This is a genomic window from Pseudoalteromonas sp. TAP-3C (genome assembly GCF_059888565.1).
This window is the reverse complement of sequence record NZ_CM187618.1, coordinates 2,703,562-2,727,697: the sequence shown is the minus strand read 5'-3', so window position 1 is coordinate 2,727,697 and position 24,136 is coordinate 2,703,562. Positions and strand designations below refer to the sequence as shown.

Here is a 24,136-nt window from a genome sequence, read left to right as displayed (position 1 = left end):
TTAGAGTCAGTTTGTAGGATGCTCGGTAAAGTGGGGCAAAAGAGTGTTTAGTATATTGGATATGTACCACACTAAAAAGGCTATGCTTTAGAAGTATCGCTTTAATAAAATAAAATGAAAAAGAACTTAAGCGGTGGAATATCAATATTATGGAAAAAACGATAGATAGGGAAGCTGGAGACTCAGGGAAAGGCTTTAGGTTGCAACTTATAAGGGCCATAAAGCTAATGCTTAAAACTATCCAGCGGAGTACAAACACAGTATTTTTTACTGCGGTTGAAAATCTTGAAGATGTTTCTCATCAAATAATTGTCGATGGTGAAGTTTTTAACTACTTTGAGGAAGATAAAAACTATGATCTTAAAGGCAACTTCACAATTTTTAGTCCCCCAGTTACTAATACTCTAGTTAGTTTTTTTGATATTTATACAGAGCAATTTCGTACCAGTAGTAGTGTTCATTTAGGCTTTTATACGACAAGAAGCATAGGTAAAGAGAGGAAGTCTGGGCTTAATGATGGCGTAAAAATAACCTTGCCAAAAAAACCGATACTAGAGGTTCTTCAATCGTTAGATGATGCGGAAGACAGCACTATTAGTTTGGTTAAAGATATTCTTGTCGAAGAGTACACTTCGCAATATAAAAACAAGCCAAACTCAGGGAATTTAGAGACGCTTAAAAGTTTGACTATTAAAGATTTCAAAGTCTTTTTAAGTAAAATATTATGGAATTTTGGCCAAGAAGATGAAGATGCGCTGAAACAAACTGTCCTAAAAGAGATAGAGCTATCCCCCCTCCATAATAATGCACACATAGGTAAAGAGAATATAATTTTCTGTTTACTCATGGATAAGTTAAGTGAAAAACAAAGTAGCAAGAATTTAGTTGATAAACTAGTTCATAGCTCTGATGTGAAATTGATTTTTAAAGAGGCTGAGTCTCAAATTCCAGATGAAAGCATAGACCCTACATGGAGGTATATTTCTGAATTGGAAAATGATGTGACTGACAAACGAAACCTTGAAGAAAAAGTGGTTTCAGTAGTTAAAGATGTTACAGAACGCCGAATCAAACAACTAGCAAGAAAAGCTAGTGGGTCTAAATATGAAGAGCGTGATTCGGATAAATCTTTTTTGTCTTTGAAATATCGTATTTTTGAGGCTTGTGAAGAATATTTTTTAAAAGATGACTATATACCGCCCAAGAAAGATAATGAGCTGGACGCTATTCTTCAAGCACTTGTGAGTAAAGCTGTAGGTGATATATCAATGTTAAAAGCCGATTACAGGTATACGATTTCTAATGATAAAACAATCGAAGGTATTATTTTGAATTTATTTGATGGTTGTTTTTTAGCTTTTGATGAGTACAGCAATGAGTAATATAAGTACAAAAAAGAGGTTAATGTACCTGAGTGGAGAAGATATTTACCTTTATTGCTATTCTGTTTTTGTTATTTTAGAGTCACTAGGTTGTCGTGATGGAAAATATTTCAGGGATTATAGAAAGTTAGCATTTTTAACTGACATTATTAGTAATGATAAAAAGGTATATGTGGTTACTCACTCATTAGGGGAAAAGCCTAATCCTAAAGACTATGAATGTTTGCTTGATAGCTATTCAAGTGGGTTGACACGTAAAAGTGAAATTCTAAAGTTACTTTTTACTCTTGAGAAGAGGGGCTATGTAAGCCTAAATAGAGGTAACGCTCAAGAAATTGATGTAACTTTAATTAAGGGGAATCTGCCAGATGATTTCTTCAAAAGTAATATCTTTGATTCAGAACTTAAAAATATAAAAGATATATCAAAAAAGATAAAGCGTTTGGCATCATTAACGCAAAGTACCATGTTAAATAAGATTTATACTGAAAATGGAGTTCCAACATGGGCAGAATGAGAGTAAATAAGCTCAAGTACGAGGGAAATAAGTACCAGTTTGAGTCTACAGAATTTGATAAAAATATTATTTTAATTGAAGGTGATAATGGGACAGGGAAAAGTACCTTTTGTAATTTAATTTATTTTGCATTAGGTGGAGAGGTTCCTATATTTCGAAAAAATAATAATACACGTCATTACGAGATAACATCAGATAGTGACAATTATGTTGATCTCTACATATCGATCAATGATAACACTTATTTGCTTAGACGATATTTTAACGATAACGAAATTACAGTAATTCCCTATGAGCGGGTTGTTAAAAAAATATACTTAGATGACGATGAAACTTTAGTTGAAGAAAGAGTAAACTTCTTATTGTTAGAAGATAAAACCGAGATATACCCTATTAACAGAGGTAGTGAAACTTACGTTTTTTCTGACTGGCTACTATCAAAGCTGGAAATATCTGTAGTTGAACTTTTTCATGGATATAATACATTCAAAATCAACATATCAGATTTAATGCGATTAATTTATCATGATCAGCAACCAAACCCTGAAGGTATTTATAAAAAACCCGATACGAACTCAACTTATGTGTCTGATTCTGAGTTAGTCAGAAAAGCTATATTTGAGTTGTTAGTTGGAAAGGCTTATTCCGATTACTATGACTCTATAGTGGAGGAAAAGACATTATCGAGGAAAAAAGGATTAGCTAAGGCTGTTGTAACTGAGTACAAACAATTAGCTGATAAAATGAGACCGGATGGTGAGATAAAAAACTCTAGCTTTTTAAATAAAGAGATTACCGAGAAAGAAGAGCAAATTGATAAACTTCATAATGCGAGAGAAGCATTTAAACGTAATCGCTCTGGCTCAAACAGCATCAATCAAAATATTGAATTTTGTAAGTCAGAATTAATTGAAGGCGAATTAAAGTTAAGTCAATTAAAAGAGACCTTAGTTTCGGCTCTGAATGAGCGATATAAGTTGAGCACAATTAGGAGTGAGTCGGCTTCAGAAATTAGACGTATTGAAAAAGTCATTTTTTCTCATGATCAGCTAAACCTCTTTACATCAGATACTTGCCCTTATTGTTTAAGCCACGTTGAGCGCACAGAAGGCCATTGCGTTTGTGGTTCGTCAATTGAAGAGGAACAATATGAAAGGTTTTTTTATACCTCGAAAGAATATAAAGATATTTTAAAAGCAAAGCTTAAAACGTTATCTACAATTAAAACTGCATACATTGATTGTGATTCTGAGGTTAAAGAGGCAAAGGAAGAAATTGAGTCTGTAGAGAACAACTTAGTGGTTTTACGTGAAAAATTACAACAAGTGCTTGGTAGGGTCGATGAAATAGTCGACATTGAAAGCTTAAATGATATTGATGATAAAATATTACAGCTTAGAGAAGAGGTTGCAAACTTAACTCGTCTATTAGAGATTGAGTCAAAATTAGAGGGTTTTCTTAGTGACCTTGACTCTATTAGCCACACGGCAAAAGATGCTGAACTAAAAAGAAAAGCATTTGAGATAAAAGCTCAGCAGGACGTAACCTCAAAAGTAAATGCATTCAGTAAGAAGTATGATGAATTAATGAAAAAAACTTTGCCTGACTGCAGTACAGCCAAAATCAAACTTGAAAACTATTTACCTTCAATTAATGAAGGCCTATATAGGGAGACAAGCTCGTTGGTTTCTATTCGATTAATGTATTTCATTACTCTAATGGAGTTAGCCCTTTCCGATGAGTCAGTTACATTCCCTCGCTTTTTACTTATTGATACTCCTGAGACCGCAGGGATTGAGTTGGATCATCTGATTAATTGTATTGATCAATTAGAAGGGTTAAAAAAGCATAATGTTGACTTTCAGGTTATTATTTCAACTGGCTTGAATAAGTATCCTAAATCTTTAAAAAGCAACCGAGCGTTATTTATGCCGGATAAGCAGGAAGAGAATATGCTATTGAAGAAGAAAGTTATCTAATTCTATTATGTTTTATTCATAGTGAATAATTAGTTTTGTGGCAACCTCATAATTGTGTATTAGGGCTTTAACATTTGTACCCAGTCAACTAACGTTAATACATATTAACGTTAGTTGATTGAAAGGGGTAGAGGCATGCAGTTTAGATGTCGCTGTTATTGTAAACCGAAAATGACTTATATGATGTTAATCACTGTTTAAAATAGAGCGTTATAGCTTTTCTATTTCGTTGTGAACTGAATAGTTATTGTTAAACCACCATTTGTATTATTTTTGAATTTACACTCACCATTCAACACTGCCACTCGCTCATAGATACCTACAATGCCAAACCCGCTATTAAAGTTTGAGTTTGACTGCTCAAATAAGCCTATTCCATTGTCTTTAATGATAATCTCTAGTTGATCTCTGTTATAAGCTATATCGATTGAAAACTCTGTTGCTAGTGAGTGTTTCATTGTATTGGTAGATGCTTCTTGGCAGATTCTAAAAATGGCTATTTTATAATTTTCAGTCAATGTATCTACAGGGCCATTAATTTTACAACTGTATGAAACGCCTGCATCTTTTAAGTTTTCTGAAAATAACTCACTTTTTAATGCAGCTTCTAATCCAAGCTCATCTAACAAGCGTGGTCTTAACCAGTGCATAAGTCTATAAACGGAGTCGTACATATGGTTAGATACATTTTTGAGTCGTAAAATCGTATTGTCTAACTCATTATAGCTAGCTGATTTCTTCTCTAAAATTGCAATATTAGTTTTTAAAGCAGTAAGGTTTTGACCTATATCATCATGTAACTCTTGTGATAACTGGCTACGCTCTGACTCTTGTACATTGACAACTTTAGTTGCTAGGTTTTGAGTAAGTGAACTGAGTTCTATTAACTCTTTGTTTTGGTTTAATAGCGCGGTTTTAGATTTATTTAATTCAGTTACAAATGCACTAAGTAAGATTGCAAGTACGCTATACGTAATAATATAAAGCTGTGTATTTAGCATCAATTCAGTGTGGCTTGAACCATACACATTAACTAGTAGTGTTATAACCGTTATTGAACCGTAACTTAAAGCACCTAACGCACCAAATGAATAGCTAAACCAAATTAATGGAAATATCGCTAACATTCTCAAAAGGTATAAAGATTTAGGCTCTAATTGGTAAGCTGTAATAAATAAGCACAAACAAATAATAAGTTGTCCTATCAATTTTGCTGAATTTTCACTTATTAGGATGTGCCATTTTTTGTATAAAACCATTCCCGAAAAAAACAGTAGCAACATGATTAGTATAGGAATTATTCCACCTAGTTGATGTGCCAGTATCATTTCGAAGCGTTCTTCATCTGCGATCAGTCTATACTTATTGTTTCTGTCATTGAACGCGATGATTATAATTGAGCGAATTAAGCGATATGAAATAGCAGCAAAAATCACAATTACTGCATTTTTTACGGTGTTAATATTGAGTGGTATTTTTAATAGTTTTATTGCAATTACAGGTAATAAAATTAAATACTCTCGTAACATGCTTTTTGCTAAGCGATAGGGTATATCTAATAGTGCTTCATCATAGAAATGCCAAGTATAGAGTATTTGACCAAGCGTAAAGCCAATCGTTAAGGCAGGCCAATATCGAAGTGGGAAGAATAAATAGCATACAACTCTAACTCCAGCAGGGAAGTACCAACTTACAAAGTTTTCATAGACGACAAAGTTGAATGAAAAAAGATAAAAGCCGATTTCAATAGCTGGCGCTAGAAATATTATTAGCGTACAAGCGATCAGGTAACGTTTTACTTGTGTTGGTGTTATGGCTTTTATTTGAGGTAAAAGGTGTTGAAGCTTAATACCAGCAATTACTCTTTCCATGAAGCTGAATTCCATTATTTATAATAGATAAACCTGTGTTGTATCAAACTGCTGTTTTGGGTTTGAATTACAAAGAGTATATCGTTGAGTGACTTGTATTTCAGCTTTATTCCCAATAAGTTGTAGTAAAAAGCCTTGTGCGACATCAGACATATTGCGTTTATGTTTTACTATAACCTCTCTGCCTAAAGCACCCTGTAGTCGCGGTTTAGGGAATGCTGCTTTTTTGATTGATTTGATATGTTCACAATGGGTAAAAAAATCCAAACATTGCTGCTTTGCTTTAAGTATTAGCAGGTCGTTACACTTTATAACATCGACATTTTTTATAAAGTGAACAAAGGCGGCATTGCGCGAAGTGAAGTTAGTCACTACGTCAGTTAGACTTTTATTTTTGGGCCACTTTCGAATAACAACATATTTATTCTTACCTGTTTTAACTAGATTAGTCGATCCCTTCGTCATTTTACTAGTCCATTCCAGCCGGTAGTTTGACTCGCCAATATGATGCAGTAGCACCGAAACATTTTGAAAGTGTACCGTTTCGCTCGCTATTTTATTCATCGTTAACTCCTTGTAATTTATAATGAGAATACAATGGAGTTGGCAATTAATTAATTAGCAACATTCTTAATGAAATAAGAAAAATTCTTACATAGGAAAGCAGAATTAAGGTTACAATCAACTTATGTAACAGACATTGATCAGACCCCTATACCACTTTTTCTATTTTATATAAATGCATAGCGTGACCGCCAATGAATCTTATTATTTTTTCTCGTAGCTCATTAAACCCATCTAAGTAGGTTTTATCTCCATGCTGAACTAAATTGATACCTTCAAAACATTGAAATATCCACCTTAATGTGGGTCTTTCTATTGGCTGATTAATTTGGTTTGGAATGGTTGCTTTTACTTTCTCCATGTTCGCCCTTAATCGTCTTTGAGCTATTGAATATACTAATAAAGAGAGTGTCATTATCATCAACAGTGCATCTATTCGGCTTGGCTTTTTTATAAATAATGATGAGACAAAAAATAACGGATCTTTTAAAAATCTAAAGCCTTTTTCTACTTCAGACTGTGCTTTGTAATGTGTGAGTAAATCTTCTGGACTTAGGTCTTTTTCATCTGCATTTGTTGCTAATACAAAGCATGACTTTTGCTCTATTGCCTTTTTAATTGCAGTGCCATTCTCTTCAATCTCTGCGCTTATTTGCCATTCTATACATTTCACTGGCGCACCTTTTTTAGGTCGGCCTTTCCCTTCGTATACTTTATGTTCATTGAACTGCATCGTTGCCACTTTATGATATTTAAATTTTTTCGTTAACTTATTAAGTTCACGTTGTGCATCGGTTTGACATGCAAACCGCTGTGCTTGTAGGTGATAAAGGGCTTTTTTAATCTGGGTATGCGCACGCTCGACTTGTCGAGCGATGCTTTTTACTGCACGGTTATTTGCTGCATTTGAGTAAACAACCATCCATCGCTGATTTATTCCCATGTGCTCAACATTATTAACAACATAGTGATAGTTATCATCAATTTTTATCCAACTGTTATTTTTAATAGCGGTTGAGATGGAGGATTTCTCGAGCGAAATTGTCGAAGGAATGAGTGTTATAAATTGAATCTTAGATAAAAACTCGGCGTTATTTTGATGATATAATTTACAATCAGCGACAAGAAATTTCGGGGTCTTGCTTTTCTTGAACTCATTAACAAGGGCTTTGCTGCGTGCTTCAAAAATAGCGGTATCAGCACTATTGCCATCCCAGTTTTTACACGCAAGTGGCACACCACCATCTTGGCTAACGATAATTTCTTGTACTACTTGTTTCAAATCAGGACGATGAGCTTTGCTATAGCCGTGCGTGATTCTTATTATATTTTCATCGGTATTTTCTTCGTCAACGGCATATTCACCAGTAAGAGAATGACTCGTTGTATCTAATGATTCAAATGTACGATCAACCTGTTCAAGTTGACATGCTTGCTCTGAGACGAGTGAAAATAAGCTTTCACAACCAAAATCAAAGCATTGGTCGAGGGTTCTTCCCAATTTATGACGATTAAAATGCGATGCTTGAACACCTTTACGGAACAAATGTTCAAGAGGCAAATTAGTAAAAAACTGAGGACTGAGAGATAAAGGACGATTGGCAAACCCAAGGCCGTTCATAATCATGCCTTTAACCGCTTCACCTGGGGTAATTTCTTGCTTTTCATCTTGAGGTAAATATTGGTCTAAAAGGGACACTATTTTTAAGTCTGCAATGACACCTGAAACAATACCATGATGATCTAACCGTTTGATTTTTAAGTTCATAAACACCTCGAAGTTGAGGTGTTATTGTATCAAATTACAGCAAACTTAGGATTTTTTTAACCTAACATTAAATAAAAGTTTATGAATTTGGTCTAATCAATGTCTGATGTAACAAGGAGCTTAAATGAAGTTTGCACTAATTGATGATCACCAAATGGTTCGAGAAGGCTTTAAAGCTTTAATTGAAGATGAGAGCCCACACTGGAGTGTCGTCTTTGAAGCAAATAGCTTTAAAGAGTGCGAGTCATTGTTAAAAACCTCATTACCTGATTGTGCTGTTATTGATATATCTTTACCAGATAAAAGTGGTTTTGAAGTCGCTGAGTATATTGGCAAAAAATTCCCTCATATTAAACGTATTATGCTTAGTATGTATGAGGGAAAGTCATATATTGATAAAGCTTTGGGCCTCGGAGTTGATGCTTACCTTTCAAAAAGAGATGCGGCTAATGAGCTTCTCATTGCTATCAACGCGGTCAATAGAGGCCAACGTTTCTTTAGCCCGTCTATAAATACTAGCTACTTTTCAAATAACACAATTGGCAGTAGCCTAAGTAAGCTCACACCGAGAGAGTCAGAAATATTTAAGCTGCTTGCCCAAGGACTTAATGCCAAACAAGTTTCACAAAAAATTACCATAACGCCAAAGACAGCTCATGTTCACCGTGCAAATATAATGACTAAATTGAATTTAACATCACAAATACAGCTTACAAAGCTAGCTTTAGCTGAGCATGTGATTTGTGTTGAAGATTTGAGTTAGTGAATTAAATAGCCTTAAACAGTCAAAAACAGCTCTGGTTTTAAGTAGTTAGTCATGTATACCGACTATACGTTTATGTATAAGAGGTATCTATTATGTCTAATTACACACCTACAGAATGCTACTTAAACAACTTAGCGCCAACAGGGCGAAAGGCTGTTATTTCACTGATAAAAAGTGTTAAAAACACTTTATTATTGAACGATAAGCTAGCTGCATTACCACTTCACAAGCTAAGCTTTGAGCAGCTCTCTACGCTTAAACAAAGCTTAACACTTAATAATAAGTCAGCTAGAACCATTCAACTTACTTTTCAAGTTATTAAAGCCATAGCTAAAACTGCTTTTTTTATGAATTTAATTGAGCAGCACGAACTAGAAAAGTTTAATATTCTTAAGCTTCCCCATATAGAACCAAGCCTAAAAGGTAAGTCACTTACAGCCACACAGCTAAAAAGCATATTAAAGCAGCCCTATACACCATCTTCAATTATTAGCACACGTGATATTGCATTATTGGCTTTAATGGCTGGTGCGGGATTAAGAAGATCTGAAGTTTCGGCTTTAAAGCTTAGTGACTTTTCAATGGCTGATCAGCTAGTTGTTATCCATAAGGGAAAAGGAAACCGTACTAGAACGCAGTACTTACCAGTTTGGGTATTAGAGTATTTAAGCTCATGGCTAACGGTACGTGGTAAAAACGAGGGGCCATTATTTTGCGTGGTTTTGAATGGTAAAGCTATTCAAGCTCGTGCTATTTCACCTGAAACTATATATAGCGTTGTAACGGCCAGAACTAATCACGTTTTGGGGGAGAAGTTTACACCCCATGATATGAGGCGAACTTATATTTCATCACTCTTGGCTAATGGTGTGGATATTTCTACTGTGAGTAAGTTGGCAGGGCATAAAAGCATTATTACCACACAGCTATACGATAAACGTGGCGTGGACAGTTTAAAGCGCGCCGTTAATACTTTATCTGTGAATGGATGTGGTGATTATGAATAAGTTACTAATAAGCCAATTTACAAGCCATTATGGTATCAAGTTAATAGAATCAGGCTTATTTGATGATGATACGTTTGAACAATATAGCCCTAGGGAAGTACAGCAACTATCAGGATCAAAAAGATCAAATTTACCTGTTGATCTGGATGAACTATACGACTCATTTATTGAGATAACTACAGACTTTGACCAAAAATTACTTTCAAAAAATAGCCGTTACTTTAGCAAAAGTATTGGATTGCCAAGCAATGCTAGCTCACTTATTGAGTTTATTATTGTTGGTACTCTCAAACCAACCATTTTTAGGTCTATAGAGCAATTTATTACTAAATCTGCGTATTCATATTCAGATGCATTCACTGTGTTATTGGGGCTTGGAGAGATTGAGTTGGAGGAGTGTTTAGAAGCACTTGAATCGATTGGATTATATAAAAACCGTATTTTTGACTATGAGCTACCATTACTCCCTAAATCTCTTGCCCATTATTTATTCACTAGCCACCAATACAGGACTAAAGATGCATTAGGGCTATTTTTAAAAAATGAAGAACCAGCTAGTTACAATTTGAGCTCTTTTGGCCATAGGGATACGTTCCACCTAAAAAGCTTATTAAATGGTTGGAAGAGATCAAGTAATAATGGCTTAAATATATTGATATATGGGGCTGTTGGTACGGGTAAGTCTGAATTAGCTAAGTCTTTATGTAGTAATGCTGGCCTAGTTTTAATGAAGGTTAAATCTAGCTCTGAAGTTGATGCACAAGTTGAAAGGCAATTAGGCACAAAGTCTTCAACTAGTTACCGTATACATAACCTATCTATGGCACGTAAGTTAATGGGGGAACGCCGTGATGGAGTGTTACTTATAGATGAGTGTGAAGATATATTCGATGTAAACATGTTTGGTTCTAGTGAACCAAAAGAGCTTCTGCATAGCTTAATTGAAGAACCTAATGGTGCAGCCATATGGATAACGAACCATATTGAAGATATCCCTGAGAGTTGTGTGCGGCGTTTTGATTTTGTACTTGAAATGCCCCAGCTAACGAAGGAAAAGCGTTTAGAACATGCCCTAGGGTACTTTAATGAGCTAAAAGTAAGCCAAAGCTTTATTGAAAAGGTGGTTTCGAACAAACACCTAAGCTTGGCGAATATAAGTAAAGCCAGCCATGGGGCTAGTTTATGTGGTTATAAGAGTGAGGCAGCTCAAGAGTTTATAGATTCGTATGTTGAAGGAGTAATGGTTGCATCGGGTATTGATTTAAACCAAATGCATTACAAACCAGAGCTGAAGTTTGACCATACCAATATTAACTTAAAGGGTTCGTTTTCTAATCTTAATGATATAACCAACGCTCTTAATAACCATCATGGTGCGAGAACGTTACTATTTGGCCCTGCGGGTACTGGTAAAACAGCATTCGTGAATCATGTATGCCAAGAAGCAGGTTTTGAGCTAATTAGCGTTCAGGCTTCAGACATTTTAAGTAAATGGGTGGGGGAGAGTGAACAAAATATAAAGAACTTATTTATACAGGCAATAGAAGAAGGTGCAGCTATATTTATTGATGAAGCCGACAGTTTATTTTCAAGCCGTGAGGGCGCCACAAACAGCTGGGAGGTTCAATCCGTAAACCAATTATTATGTAACCTTGAAATGTTTGAACTTCCTTTCTTTGCAGCTACCAACTTTAAAAAGCGTTTAGATAAAGCTTTACTTCGCCGTTGTGATTTTAAGCTTGAACTAGATTACTTAACACCTGAACAAGTATCACGAATGATATTAAACTTAACAGGCAAAAAAACCTTAGGTAAAAGTGAGAGCGCTAAATTGGTTGGATTAGATCGCATAACTCCTGGTGATTTTAGCGTGATAGCAAGAAAAATGCGTTTTTTGAATAAAGTGCCGACATCGATTGAAGTATTAGAGTTCTTGTTTGAAGAGCAGAAATTGAAAGGCGATTGTAAACGGCGTATAGGTTTTTAATCTATTTTAAAGCAAGAAGAGTTGAGAGTTTCAACTCTTCATTCTCGCTATTATGAGGGGTAACCAGTAAATATATGCTTATGACAAATACATAGTGCTTAACTTACTCTTATAATGACGTTGCTTACTTTTAGGTAACTTATTAAATGGATCCATTACTTCAAGCTTATCAACTTGTTTTAACCATAATAGGTTGATATTTTTCAGGTCAATAACAGGTACTTGATATGGTTTAATCGCTCCTCTAATTTTACTTCTTTCTTTCTTCACATGCTTTCTCAAAAATGGAGTGAGCCCCATAGCATGAATAGCCATAAGTTCGTATTTACCTAGAGCTGAAGAGTCTTTAATTCGCCCAAAATCATAGGATTTAATGTTTTTGAATTTAAATAAATAATCATGGTTGTTAATAAAGTCATTAAGCAACATTTTCATTTTTCCAAGCTTTAATTCAACCCTAGTACTCTCTTGTACCTCAGTATTTAGTCTTCGATTTTTTGCTTTGGCTAACCTACTGTAAACAGTAATTTCTTGGGTTTTATTTTTAGGTTGAAAGTACACTGTCTCGATATCACCATTGCAACTAAAATAGATCCCAGCTTTACGAGCCAAAAGTTTATCAAACAGTAATTGAGATATTGGCAGGTCACTCCCAATAGCAATATCTACGTTTGATACGGTTAATTTATCCCAGTACTCATTGTAAAGTTCTGTACTTAGGATTTGTTCCATAAATAGCCTAACACAATGCCATTCACCCTTACTGTATTTATGCCCTTTTAGCTCAAAGGCAATAAACCTTCGATCAAGAGCATTATGAGAGCATTTTACTAGCATATGGGGCGTTTCTTCATTACTAGTAGCATAATTAAATTCGGAAAATAGTGGTAACCTAAGGAAGTATTGATAGCCTGCCCTTTTCAGTAAAACTTGAGAAAGCGGAGTAGATGTATTTTTTGCTACTTGTTTCGAAAGCTCTAAGATGTTTTCTTTTACTTGCTTTTGGTGTGCTTGATCATCGATTTTCAATGTTAAGCGCATATAGTCTATGTTGCATGATTTTATATATTGGTCCATGTTATAAAGTCTCAATAGTTAGTATTTTGCTGACTAAAAAAGGCCAGCAGGAAAATAAAGGGTTAGCCGTCTATAAGATTCTGTAGCTGATTTTTAATTTTTTGAGTGCCTTCTTCTGGTAGTATTTCTCTACAAATACGTAAAATATTTTTCTTTTTTACTGTTTCTTTAACTGCAATGGCGATACGTTTTGAAAACTTATCTGATTTAGCATTCTGTAATGCTTTGTTAAACCTAAAGTAAGCTTCACTTTGACTAAATGAATGCGAGTTTTTGTTTACTTGAGTATTTTTTTCATGTGTTTCACTCTTCTTAAAACCAAGCTCAATCATATATTCACCCACCGTATTCTTAGTTAAATCGCTACTTGTTAACTCTTCCTTGTTTGATGTTTTTTTTGCTAACTCATATAACTCTTTTCTTGACTCAGGAGTCAGATTTTTTAACTGTAAGAGGGAATATGGAGTGAACTTTCCAATATTGTTGACCCCGCACATATCAACTGTTATGCATGCCGTATGGTAGTCATTGTTAATTGAGTCGTAGCTACGGCCTAATTTATCTTGATTTTTTATAGCCCATTCTTTTAAGCTCTCGTAACCTAGTTCTATAAAATATTCACCGTTACAAAAGTCATAAATAGTTCGCTGGTTTGCTTTTGTTCCTTTAATAATTTTTGCTGATAGCACTGCTGCTGTAGTTTGCTCTGTTTTCTTCAGCTTGCTTTTCTTTGATTTAACCTGTTCATGTTTATTTCTATTACTTGACATCGTGTAGCTCCTATTGCTTCAAAGTAATTACTGAAAGGACATTATTACTGGGATATTTTGGAGTAACATTCCCCCATAGCTAAAAAAGCATGCATCGCTGAACGCTAGATTTTGTAAGTGCTAGAGCGGTAAAGGTAACAGAATAAAATTTATGTAAACCGTGAATAAAAAAATGAAAATGCTAGACTTTTAACTAACTGTTTTTACTAAGTTATAATCAAGTAGTGACAAAACCTTATGGGGGAATAAAAATCCATGGCCAAGAAAAGGCAATTATTAGTAGGGCCTGTAAAATTTAAGCTTGGGACAGAAAGCATCCCCCTAAAGCTAACGCCACATGGCGGGGGTAGTCATACTAAATATCTGGATGACCACGTGGACTTTTCATCACAGAGAAAAAATTTGATTGATGAGTATGTAAATCTTCCACATGAAGGTGGCACATACTTGGACTTCTATAAAATCAAAAAAGAAGTACCTGACTCATTTGTCAAAAATGTAATTACCAACCCTCATTTAGATTCATTGGAAATTAAGTTCGCAATATATCTGCATAGGTATTTTCAAACACACCCACAAGGAAATGTATTTTTCCTTCCAGAACAGCTGAATGTTGACGATTTGTGTAAAGATATTAGTGAAGATGGTCTTCTTTATTATGGGTTTCCCAATGAGACTCAACCTTTCTTTATTTTGGATTTCGCTGTATATATAAGTAATATTTTTTATGAGCTTAATTTAGAATATGATGAGTACTTAGCCAGACAGGCTATTTTGAAATTGCATAACTTTTCGTATATCACAGTAACAGAGGTTTGTTGGAGAAATACCCAGAAAAGAGCCACAAGAAACTTTGAAAAGTTACCGATAGATAAAAAGGTTAATGCTCTTATAATCCAACTCTATCCTATGATGGATGAGAGAGATATCAGCCAGTATTGGAAACCAAAAGTTGTAGATTGAGGTGTTTTAAACTCGCAATTAAAACTGTGCCAAATACTGTGCCAAAGCCTGTATATTTAAACGTGCATAAAATTTTAACGTATTGATTTATATGTTTATATTTGAGTCTCCCAGTTAACTTACCGGCTAACTCACTCATTTAATAAAAAGCCCGTAGTTAACGCTGCGGGCTTTTTTGTGTTTAGCCACGGGTTACGGGTTACGGGCTGCGAGCAACGAGCAACGAGCGACGAGCGACGAGCCTAACACCTAATGCCTAAAACCTAATACCGACGCGGGGTAAACCCGCTGCTACAGGTATAAAAAAACCTTGCAATGTTAGCTGCAAGGTTTTTAAATTTCCCGAACCCCGAACCCCGAACCCCGAACCCCGAACCCCGAACCCCGAACCCCGAACCCTGAACCCTGAACCCTGAACGTCTTTATATAATATTTTTGCCTTGCTCAGGGTCGCGAGATTGATCGGCTTGTTCGCGAATTTCATCGTTATCACTGCTCACATCATCAAGCTTTTTAGTTTTTGTGTGTGTTTCATTAGTTAACTCAACGTGCTTTAGTGGTGTACTTTCTTTTGTGTTTATTTTAGCTTGGTCTGTGGTGTTTATTAAAATCCGTTCGCGGGCATCATCGGGCATACTGATATTGTGGGCTGTAAATTGGTTAACCAGTTCGCGCATCAGTTGAGAACCCACTTTTAACGTACTGTGTTGCTCGCTATTAACCCAAAAATAAAGAGTAAGGTTTATTGTGGCTGGGCCTAGGTTTTTTATCAGTACTTGTGCTGGAGGATCGGTTAATACTCCATTTTGTTGATTCGCTAAGTTTAATGCGAGGGTTTGTGTTGCGCGTATATCGTTATCGTAGCCAAACCCAATGTCGACTTTGCCGCGCATTTTAGGGTTCGCGGTTAAATTTTTGATGGTATTTTTATACACAGTGGCATTGGGTATTTGCAGATGATTGCCATCGTAGTCAATTAGAGTCGTTGCCCGTGCAGTGACTTTTTTTACAATACCTATTCTGCCATCCACTTCAATTACATCATCTATTTTAAAAGGGCGTTGTACACTTAAAAGTAAACTGGCAATAAAGTTTTCAGCTATGTCTCTAAAAGCAAATCCTAAAATAAGCCCTATCAATCCAGTGCCACTCATAATCGCGACAGCAAACTCGGTTAAGCCTGCCAAACGTAAAAACAAGTAAATACCCAGTAGCATAATTAATATACTAATACTTCGTCTTACAACTAAATGTACCAAGGTGCTATTGGTCATGTAAGTAACTGGTTTTATCAACAAGCGCGATAATGGCGTGGCGATTACATAACTAATCACTAAAATAATAATTCCTAAAAACAAGGTAGGCAGTAATTGCATAAATGTGTGAAGTAATTGCACGCTTTGATCTTTTAAAAAGTCCCATGAAACCACGTTTGGCTTAGGGGTATCGATTGTAGCCAGTAATGAATTATCAGCGAGTGTTGCAATTAAAGCACTGAGCATAGAGGTCATCCGTGTTAGGTCAAAGTAATTACGCTAGGTGCTGACGAATCCCCACAAAATAAAAATTAATGGTAGACTCTCATGATTATTTGTGATCAAATTTTTTCACTATAAAAAAACTCACTCATAATCATGAAAGCCACCGAAATATTACACAAAGATATTGCCATTGCCTACCCTGAAATTCATAAAACACGTTTAAATACAGTCTTTACGTTTGTTAACTCAGGCTTGCGTGACCAGCGCGTTACTGTCACTTACCTAGGCCGCGGATTAAAATCATTTTCTAATACCGATAAAAAACATGATATTAAACGCGCAGACCGTTTGATTGGTAATGCTAACCTGCATCAAGAACGTCTTTGTTTCTATGAACATATGACCGAATGCTTAGTAGGCCAGCAACAACACCCACTTATTATCGTTGACTGGTCACCTATTAATGGCGGCGAAATATTTCAAGTGCTCAGGGCAAGCATACCAATGGGGGGAAGAGCGTTAACGCTCTATGAAAAAGTGTATCCTGAAAGCGAATTAAATACCGAAGCGGCTCATCAACACTTACTCGATAGCTTGGCACAGTGTTTACCTGCAGATTGTCAGCCTATTATTTTATCTGATGCTATTTTTAGAACGCCATGGTTTAAAGCCATAGAAGATAAAGGCTGGTATTGGCTTGGGCGCGTCAGAGGCAATGTGACCTTATCTAGCGACCTTGAGACATGGCGAAATTGTAAATCATGGTTTGAGCAAGCAACAGATAAACCACACCTTCTGACACAGATTTACTACGGAAAAACAGTTCGTTTCGCGTGCCAAGGTGTTTTGTTTAGAGGGAAAAACAAGGGACGTAAAAAAATCAAAAAACGGGGTGGGCAATCTCAATGTACAACGGTTAAATACCAACAACAAAAGGCCAAAGAGCCTTGGCTACTTGTGTTTAATTTACCTACACAATTTACAGATAAGCCTCAACGGATTGTGACTTTATATAAACAACGTATGCAAATAGAAGAAAGTTTCAGAGACACTAAGAATGCAAAACTTGGCATTAGTTTAGCCTTTGCAAATTCAAGAAGCGCAGAAAGGTTTGATAATTTATTGCTCATAGCGGCGTTAATGTTGTTTGTCTTATGGTGCATAGGGTACACCGTGTCGGCACAACAAGGGGATGCGGCATTACAAGCGAATACAGAGAAAAAACGACGAGTATTGTCCTATATTTATCTTGGCAAAGAAGTGGTTGATGATCCTAGGTATGAGCCTGATGGGCAGTTCATTATTTATGTGTATAGCCAGTTGTCACTTCTGACTATACAAATTGATAATTTAGGCTAAATTCGTGGGGATCTCTCAGCGCTAGGTGTAAACAATAACAGCAAGTTTAATACCAAGCAGTATTTGTTTAGCATTTATGTATGAATTATTTTTTATTTATGTTTGTTTAGTTAATAAAAAAAACAGTATAATACGAATAATTATCATTAATAAAAATAAATAGTAATGAGTAAAAAAAATACTTTTACGGTAACTAAGCGACGTCATATTATGGCTTGTTTACTTGCATTAATAACCGCCGTGGTGATGATCCCGGGCATGACTACGTACCTACCTTTGGCAATGGAAGAGCAAATATTAATACCGATAATGCTTTTTCCACTTATCTGGACTGCGCTGTTTATTTACGCTTATATGGCTAAAAAAGCATGGCAGCCTTTTGTCGTTATGCTAGTTATTTTGTTAGGTCATGCTGGGCTTAGTTTTATGGCGTTACAAGGAGCACAAGGATGAGATCCATTACGTTAAAAAAACTATTTTTACTGCACAGTTGGGTGGGCATTATTACTGGTGTTTTACTTTTTATTGTTTGCTTTACCGGTGCGTTAGCTGTACTTAGCCGTCCAGAGTTAAAAATTTGGGCCAACCCAGAATTACACCAATTAAATACAGTACCAAGTGAAAAGGTTGCTGCATTAATTAATTATTATCATCAACAGGTACCCAAAGAGTTTGGTAAAAATATTCATGTATATTTACCAACGGGGCATAACACGCATTTATTGACTATTTTATTTGAATCTCACGATGGCGATGAAAATTATGACGAAGAGGCGGCTTATGCTTATCAGTTTGATCCTCGTAATTTTGATTTAGTAAATCAATATTATGGTGCTGCAGACTATTTTTATGAGCATCTTAAAACTGATGCGCCGTCGTTCATTGGACGCTTTCATGCCGACTTACATTTAGGAAGACCAATAGGGCTTATTCTCACAGGTTTTTTAGGTTTAACCTTATTAGTGTCTGTGGTGACTGGTTTATTTATCCATCGGCAAATAATAAGAGAGTTATTTACATTTAGAGCTAAAAAAGATCTTGATGTAAAAGTAAACGATGCACATAAAATTATGGGTATTTGGGGAAGTATTTTTCATGCTGTAATTGGTTTTACAGGTGCATTTTTAGGGCTTGCAACCATTATATTACTTCCTGCCGCAGCTTTCGTGAGCTTTGGGGGAGACCAAGATAAGTTAGTGGAAAAATTCACAGCCATGCCTGAGACCGTCGTATCTGGTAACTACCAAGCGACAGATATAAATACAATTTTACTTGATGCCCAAACGCGTTATCCAAAAGCGAAAGTTATTGATTTGACTGTCATGGCACATAATGATGCGAATGCTAAAGTATACTTACGCCTTATTGGAGGTGATGCTGTTGCATCGCAGTTGCTACAATATTCTGCAGATGGCAAATTTAGTAAATCTATGAGTAGTTTTGGTGATATTCCAGGGCCTGCAATTAAGGTATTGGAATTATTGTTCCCGCTACACTTTGGCAATTTTGCTGGTACTTTTGTCAAATTAATTTGGGCACTCCTTGGTTTAACAACTTCATTAATGCCACTTTCGGGAATTATGATGTGGTTAACTAAGCGTACACGCGGTAGCAATCCGACCCTATCAGAAGCGGCTTATCAACGATGGAATAGGGCGATTATCGGCAGCTGTGGAGGCCTAGTATTGGCTACTGCCCTGTTATTTCCATTACAAATATTGCTTAACAACTATATCCCAGTGCAATTACATAATAACTATTTCGGGCCTGTATTCTTTTACTCATGGCTAGCTTGGTGCTTATTTGCATTGTTACCGATTAATTATCACCGTTATTTACACGTTACTTTGTTAATTACAGGAATGGTATGCATGGCTGTGTTGCCGTTAAACTTAGCATTGTCATCGAGCCATGCTTTTATCACAGATAACATTTTAGTTACTGTTGTTGATATTAGCTTTTTGTTTATTGGTGGTTTAATAATTTATACCAGTCAGCGGATGATGACTAAACGGCAGATACTAAAAAAACCAACAACACAGGAATTGATAGTATGACATTTATTTACATAACACTGGGGTGTGGGTTGTTAGTTATGAGTAGCTTATTACTTCGACTTATGCGCCCTGCAAGTGCTTACTTTAGTCTAGTTATGTTTATTGGTGCACTTATATGTTTTATAGCTGAGTATGGAAGTATCGCAGGTTCATTTGTCAGTGTTGCTACGGCTTTATTGATTAATTTAAGCGTTGCTTTTTTGTTCGGTAAACCTAGTTTAACGCGTTAAATTACAAAGCGAATATATTGAAATAAGAGGCTGTTTATTACCAGCACATAGCTCAGCCTCTTACCATTTTAAGTTATATACTTATAACTTTGCAGATTTACCATCATATTTCTTTACTGCCTAAAAACCATACACAGTTACAAATTTAGCTGCCTAGCTTAGATTAATTACTTGGCTAGTTGTTATCAGCTGCATAAATGCAGCTTTATTTAGTGGTTTTGAGAACAAATACCCTTGACCGTAATCACAACCGGCCTCAAGCAATAAGTCCATTTGGCGTTTTGTTTCTATACCTTCGGCAATGACTTTTAAACCAAGCTGATGAGCCATCATAATGATGGCTTCACATAAGGCGAGTTCTTGGCTGTCTTTTTGAATATTATCGACAAAGCGTTTGTCTATTTTAAGGTAGTCGGTATCCATTTCTTGTAAATAAGCCAGTGATGAGTAACCGGTACCAAAGTCATCAAGTGCTAACTGCATTCCTGATTTTACCAAGGCTTTTAAGCGACTTTGAGTAAGCGCTTCTGGGTTTACCATTAAGCCTTCGGTAATTTCTGCCACAATTGCTGAGGCTGGTACGTTTGCTGCTGCGAGCATAGCGTACCAATCATCTATACCGCTATCGACGGTTGCCAGTTGCACTGGCGAAACGTTAATGCTTATTTGAAATGCATCTTTAATGTGCTTTTTAATGTCGTTAAGTGTTTGAATCGCTTCGGTAAACACAAACTGACCAATGGGATTTATTTGCCGAGTTTCTTCAGCTAAAGGAATAAAGTTAGCAGGACTGATCAGGCCTTTTTCTGGGTGTTGCCAGCGTATAAGTGCTTCTGCTTTATGAATGTGGAGGGTGTTTAAGGCAACAATGGGCTGATAATGTAATTCAAATTGTTCAAGTTCTATGGCTAAACGCAGTTCTTTTAATAGCTGCATTCTGGCGTTTGCATATTCACGCATATTATATGAGAAAAACTCATAGCCATTACGGCCACTATTTTTTGCTTCAAACATGGCTTGGTCTGCGGCTTTTAGCAGCTGCTCGGGGCTTTTACCATCATCGGGTGCGCAGGCAATACCAATACTGGCACTAATATAGAGCTTTTCATCGTCAATAAAAATAGTTGAGGCAAGGCTATTTAATAATGACTGCGCCATTTGTTTGATGCGATCACTACCGCGTAATCCGTTAAAAACGACAACAAACTCATCCCCACCAATTCTTGCTACAAAATCTGCGTTTTTGGCTGTAGCGACGATACGCTCAGAGACTAACTTTAATAATCTGTCTCCATAATGATGGCCTAGCGTATCGTTTATATCTTTAAAGTGATCAATATCAAGTAGCATAATAACGAGCTGCTGCTCTTTATTACTGACTGCTTTAAAGCGTTGATTTAGTCTCTCTTTTAATTCTAAACGATTGGGTAAATCGGTTAAGTGATCAAAATGAGCCTGTCGCCAAATTAACTCATCGGCTTGTTTTTTCTCGGTTAAATCCGTAAAAATAGCAATACGGCTAGTAGGGACATTATTTTTGTCGTAAATGGTGTCTATAGTCAGCCACTCATCATAAAGTTCACCATTTTTACGACGATTAGTTATTTCACCTTGCCAACGACCCGTTGTATTGAGTGATCCCCACATGTGATCATAAAACGGTTTATCGTGTTTACCTGATGATAAAATACTTACCGTTTGATTAAGTACTTCATCTTTTGAATATAAGGTTGTTTCACAAAAAGCAGGATTTACATCATAAATAACCCCGTTTTCATTGGTAATAGCCATACCTTCACTGCTGTTGTTATAAACCAGTGACGCTAAATGCAAAGACTGTTGATTTAATTTTCGTTGCGTTATGTTAATAATGACAATGATAAATTCATCGGTTTTTTTCATTGGGCTAATTTTAACTTCAAAAAACTGATCGTGCTGCTTAGCTTCAAGTTCGATGGTGACAGGCGCTGTTAATGGCTTTAAATATAGCGCTACTTGTTTTAGGTTATCGGTAGATAATAAGCAAGATAACGTTTTTGGTGGCGTTGAATGGCTATAGTTTAATTGTTTAATTTGACCACCTGTGTCAAGAATAGTGCCATTGGCATTTACACGTAAAAAGGCATCAGGAAGTGCATTAAGCAAGCTGTTGAGCTCATCATGTTTATGTTGCAGGCTTGCCTCAGCGTTTAAACGCGTTTCGGCCATATGTTTAAAACGATGATAGAGTTTATTTAATTCAGGACTATTAGGTTGTTCATCATCATGCGGCATATTACCGGCGGCTAGGCGGTTAACGGCCTGTGTTAATTTTTCTATGGGAAATAAAATGCTGTTGTTTACTAACCTTTTTGCCAGCGTGGCTAATGCGATAATAGTAAGCAAAAATATGAGTGACATTTTTATAAATTGAATATCAATGTGCTCAAGAGTTTGATTAACCGGTTGGGTAATATGAATAGACACATTGTTGTTATTGTCATCGCTGTATAAGGTGGCTTGGTAAACAATACCTTCGATCCCCTCTTTTTCTCGGTAAACTTCGCCAATTTGCTTGTTGTGCGCTAGATCGTGGTCTTTTAGTACATGCCCTAATCTTTGGGGGAAAAGGGGTAATTTGCCAAAATACGTTGATCAGAATCAGTGATCGCTGCACGCATTTCAGTAGCAAGATTTAAATTGTTTAGTGCTGAGCTCCACCAGTTTAGAGCAATGACAGTGACAATTACGCCTTCTACATTATTTTTTTCATCTAAAATAGGGTAAGCAAAGTTGATGCTTTGCGCTTCAAGGCTTCTATCATGTTGAAAGTGGCCAATAGTAAATTTTTTATTGGCTAATGCATTTTTAAAATAGGGGCGATCGCTGATATTGATATGGGTATCGCCATTTTTTGTGGTACACACTATATTGCCATTTTTATCTACAACACCGATATTGGCGATGTTGCCGTTAAGTTTTTTAACATCTAAAAAATAAGAAGGGCAGGTAGAAGATAAATTTTTAATGTTTGTCTGTTTTTTTGCTAAAAATACAGTTAGGCGTTGCACATCATCAATCATGCTCTGTTGCTTGAAAATTAAACGCTCAGTGATATGGCGTACTTCTTTTTCATTTTCTTTAATCGCTGCGCTACGGCTTAGCCACAAGGCGACTAAAATGACAACCACCACGGGTATGCAAATAAGCATAAGCAGCCGATAGAGTTGATGTTTTAATGATGAAGTAAAAATAATCGTATCCAAATTATGATAAATTAAAGCGCCACTTAATAATTTTACTATAAATAACCCTAAAGGTACTAAAGTAATATCTAAATATTAAATTTACTTTTATTGCATGTCATTGAAATATTTTAATTTACGTAGCAAAGTAGTTTCGTTTATATTGACATTATTGACATCAGGCAAAAAATAAAAGTAACAAAAGTATTAATTGCATACGCAACTTAAGGTGGTGACGGCGTTAATATTTGCCGTAATACTGGATTTGATTTTTAACAGGTGGTTTTGAGCAAAAAGACAAAATGATAATAAAAAGGTGATCAGAGCGGGAGATATATAATAGATGGCGGCATGCGGTGTGATGCACAGTGTAATACCGCTTGCAAATGCAGTACAAGACCTACATAGTTTGCAAAGTGTTTTTTGGCTTTAAGCTAATAGTTTTAATATCCAGCCATATTTTTTAACCATGCTTATGTCGCTTTTAGCCGACTCAACCACAACTCCTGCCGTAAATGCACTAATAATTCCCACTCTTGTGGCTGCAAAACGTTTGGCTCTGTATTTTATGGCAGCAAGGTGCTGACGTTTCAGCTCTGAGCGCAGTACAACGTCTTTGTTTAGACGTTGTACCCGAGAATTCGATGAGTTGATTAAATAGTTAATTAGCATAGTTGTGAATTTCTCATTGTTTAAACAGTTGCTTTAGGCTATTGAGCGTTTTACTAAAACCAATTTTTTTACTTAGGTAAACAGCATTTCGCCATAACCAAACTAGGCACAGGATCTGTAAACCAATCACTACTGCAATACTTAACCAAATTGAACTAAAAAGATCAAAAGTAGCATAGCCTACAATACTTAATAATCCTACCCACAACAACACCAATCCACTGGCAAAACATCCGAGTAAAATAGTAATGATTGCCAGTGATCTTAGCGACAGTTTCCATTCGGCTGTAGCCAGCTGCTGCGTTAACTTTCCTTGTTGATGATAATCATCCTTAAGCTGGGCAGCATAATCGGTGAGCTTAGCAATATGATCTTGCCAGTCATCAGCTTGTTTGACCTCTGACTGTTTTGGATTTGTCGATTCTGAATCGCTCGATGTTGTGTGTTTAGATGCCATTAGTA

Annotated in this window: 19 protein-coding genes and 1 pseudogene; 11 read left to right on the top strand and 9 right to left on the bottom strand. The window is 36.0% G+C overall.

The genetic code is table 11. The annotated features are described in order from the left end of the window. Positions 1–149: 149 nt before the first annotated feature. Genes AC6H44_RS12805 through AC6H44_RS12795 form a run of 3 tightly spaced genes read left to right on the top strand, consistent with a single transcriptional unit; the run spans position 150 to position 3,878 of the window. Positions 150–1,382, top strand: a complete 1,233-nt coding sequence (locus tag AC6H44_RS12805) for a hypothetical protein (RefSeq protein ID WP_500735943.1) — start codon at positions 150–152, stop codon at positions 1,380–1,382. Next, positions 1,375–1,899 carry a hypothetical protein gene (locus AC6H44_RS12800; RefSeq protein WP_500735942.1) on the top strand — a complete coding sequence of 175 codons (525 nt, stop codon included), beginning with the start codon at positions 1,375–1,377 and terminating at the stop codon, positions 1,897–1,899. The genes AC6H44_RS12805 and AC6H44_RS12800 overlap by 8 nt, the downstream gene beginning before the upstream one ends. Further along, a complete protein-coding gene (locus AC6H44_RS12795; RefSeq protein ID WP_500735940.1) occupies positions 1,887–3,878 on the top strand; it encodes a hypothetical protein in 1,992 nt (663 codons plus the stop codon). The genes AC6H44_RS12800 and AC6H44_RS12795 overlap by 13 nt, the downstream gene beginning before the upstream one ends. 221 nt (positions 3,879–4,099) lie before the next feature. On the opposite strand, the gene AC6H44_RS12790 is transcribed toward AC6H44_RS12795, so the two are convergent. The 3 genes from AC6H44_RS12790 to AC6H44_RS12780 form a co-directional block, all read right to left on the bottom strand. Continuing rightward, positions 4,100–5,749: a histidine kinase gene (locus tag AC6H44_RS12790; RefSeq protein WP_500735938.1), complete on the bottom strand. Its 1,650-nt coding sequence runs from the start codon at positions 5,747–5,749 to the stop codon at positions 4,100–4,102. An 18-nt stretch (positions 5,750–5,767) separates the two neighbouring features. Continuing rightward, positions 5,768–6,313 (bottom strand): hypothetical protein, encoded by a 546-nt coding sequence (locus tag AC6H44_RS12785; RefSeq protein WP_290218361.1) that lies wholly within the window; start codon positions 6,311–6,313, stop codon positions 5,768–5,770. 148 nt (positions 6,314–6,461) lie between these two features. Beyond that, a complete protein-coding gene (locus tag AC6H44_RS12780; RefSeq protein WP_500735278.1) occupies positions 6,462–8,081 on the bottom strand; it encodes an IS1634 family transposase in 1,620 nt (539 codons plus the stop codon). A gap of 124 nt (positions 8,082–8,205) precedes the next feature. On the opposite strand from AC6H44_RS12780, the gene AC6H44_RS12775 reads away from it, so the two are divergent. From AC6H44_RS12775 to AC6H44_RS12765, 3 genes are all read left to right on the top strand, one after another. Then, complete coding sequence (locus AC6H44_RS12775; RefSeq protein WP_290218358.1) at positions 8,206–8,844, top strand: response regulator transcription factor; 639 nt, start codon at positions 8,206–8,208, stop codon at positions 8,842–8,844. 95 nt (positions 8,845–8,939) lie between these two features. Continuing rightward, positions 8,940–9,854, top strand: a complete 915-nt coding sequence (locus AC6H44_RS12770; protein ID WP_500735937.1) for a tyrosine-type recombinase/integrase — start codon at positions 8,940–8,942, stop codon at positions 9,852–9,854. Further along, positions 9,847–11,841, top strand: coding sequence for an AAA family ATPase (locus AC6H44_RS12765; RefSeq protein WP_500735935.1), 1,995 nt, complete (start codon positions 9,847–9,849; stop codon positions 11,839–11,841). The genes AC6H44_RS12770 and AC6H44_RS12765 overlap by 8 nt, the downstream gene beginning before the upstream one ends. Before the next feature lie 78 nt (positions 11,842–11,919). Here the strand turns inward: AC6H44_RS12765 and AC6H44_RS12760 are convergent, their stop codons facing one another. Next, positions 11,920–12,870, bottom strand: coding sequence for a hypothetical protein (locus AC6H44_RS12760; protein WP_500735933.1), 951 nt, complete (start codon positions 12,868–12,870; stop codon positions 11,920–11,922). 110 nt (positions 12,871–12,980) lie between these two features. Then, positions 12,981–13,688, bottom strand: a complete 708-nt coding sequence (locus AC6H44_RS12755) for a hypothetical protein (RefSeq protein ID WP_500735932.1) — start codon at positions 13,686–13,688, stop codon at positions 12,981–12,983. A 255-nt stretch (positions 13,689–13,943) separates the two neighbouring features. On the opposite strand from AC6H44_RS12755, the gene AC6H44_RS12750 reads away from it, so the two are divergent. Then, the gene (locus AC6H44_RS12750; protein ID WP_500735931.1) at positions 13,944–14,651 is read left to right on the top strand and encodes a hypothetical protein; all 708 of its coding nucleotides are present in this window, start codon (positions 13,944–13,946) and stop codon (positions 14,649–14,651) included. A gap of 422 nt (positions 14,652–15,073) precedes the next feature. Here AC6H44_RS12750 and AC6H44_RS12745 read toward each other — a convergent pair whose 3' ends face one another. Then, positions 15,074–16,153, bottom strand: coding sequence for a mechanosensitive ion channel family protein (locus AC6H44_RS12745; protein WP_500735929.1), 1,080 nt, complete (start codon positions 16,151–16,153; stop codon positions 15,074–15,076). A 132-nt stretch (positions 16,154–16,285) separates the two neighbouring features. On the opposite strand from AC6H44_RS12745, the gene AC6H44_RS12740 reads away from it, so the two are divergent. The 4 genes from AC6H44_RS12740 to AC6H44_RS12725 all read left to right on the top strand — a co-directional run bounded on the left by AC6H44_RS12740 (position 16,286) and on the right by AC6H44_RS12725 (position 19,778). Next, a complete protein-coding gene (locus AC6H44_RS12740; protein WP_500735106.1) occupies positions 16,286–17,491 on the top strand; it encodes an IS4 family transposase in 1,206 nt (401 codons plus the stop codon). Between the two features lie 165 nt (positions 17,492–17,656). Beyond that, the gene (locus AC6H44_RS12735) at positions 17,657–17,944 is read left to right on the top strand and encodes a hypothetical protein (protein WP_500735927.1); all 288 of its coding nucleotides are present in this window, start codon (positions 17,657–17,659) and stop codon (positions 17,942–17,944) included. After that, entirely contained in the window at positions 17,941–19,548 is a 1,608-nt protein-coding gene (locus AC6H44_RS12730) for a PepSY-associated TM helix domain-containing protein (RefSeq protein WP_500735926.1), read from the top strand. The genes AC6H44_RS12735 and AC6H44_RS12730 overlap by 4 nt, the downstream gene beginning before the upstream one ends. Positions 19,549–19,586: 38 nt before the next feature. Continuing rightward, on the top strand, positions 19,587–19,778 hold the full coding sequence (locus AC6H44_RS12725; protein ID WP_500735925.1) for a hypothetical protein: 192 nt from the start codon (positions 19,587–19,589) through the stop codon (positions 19,776–19,778). Between the two features lie 153 nt (positions 19,779–19,931). On the opposite strand, the pseudogene AC6H44_RS12720 reads toward AC6H44_RS12725, so the two are convergent. The 3 genes and pseudogenes from AC6H44_RS12720 to AC6H44_RS12710 form a co-directional block, all read right to left on the bottom strand. Next, a pseudogene (locus tag AC6H44_RS12720) lies at positions 19,932–22,969 on the bottom strand (bifunctional diguanylate cyclase/phosphodiesterase). A 462-nt stretch (positions 22,970–23,431) separates the two neighbouring features. Next, positions 23,432–23,674, bottom strand: coding sequence for a hypothetical protein (locus AC6H44_RS12715; RefSeq protein ID WP_500735923.1), 243 nt, complete (start codon positions 23,672–23,674; stop codon positions 23,432–23,434). A 13-nt stretch (positions 23,675–23,687) separates the two neighbouring features. Then, positions 23,688–24,131, bottom strand: coding sequence for a hypothetical protein (locus tag AC6H44_RS12710; RefSeq protein ID WP_500735921.1), 444 nt, complete (start codon positions 24,129–24,131; stop codon positions 23,688–23,690). Between the last annotated feature and the right edge of the window lie 5 nt (positions 24,132–24,136).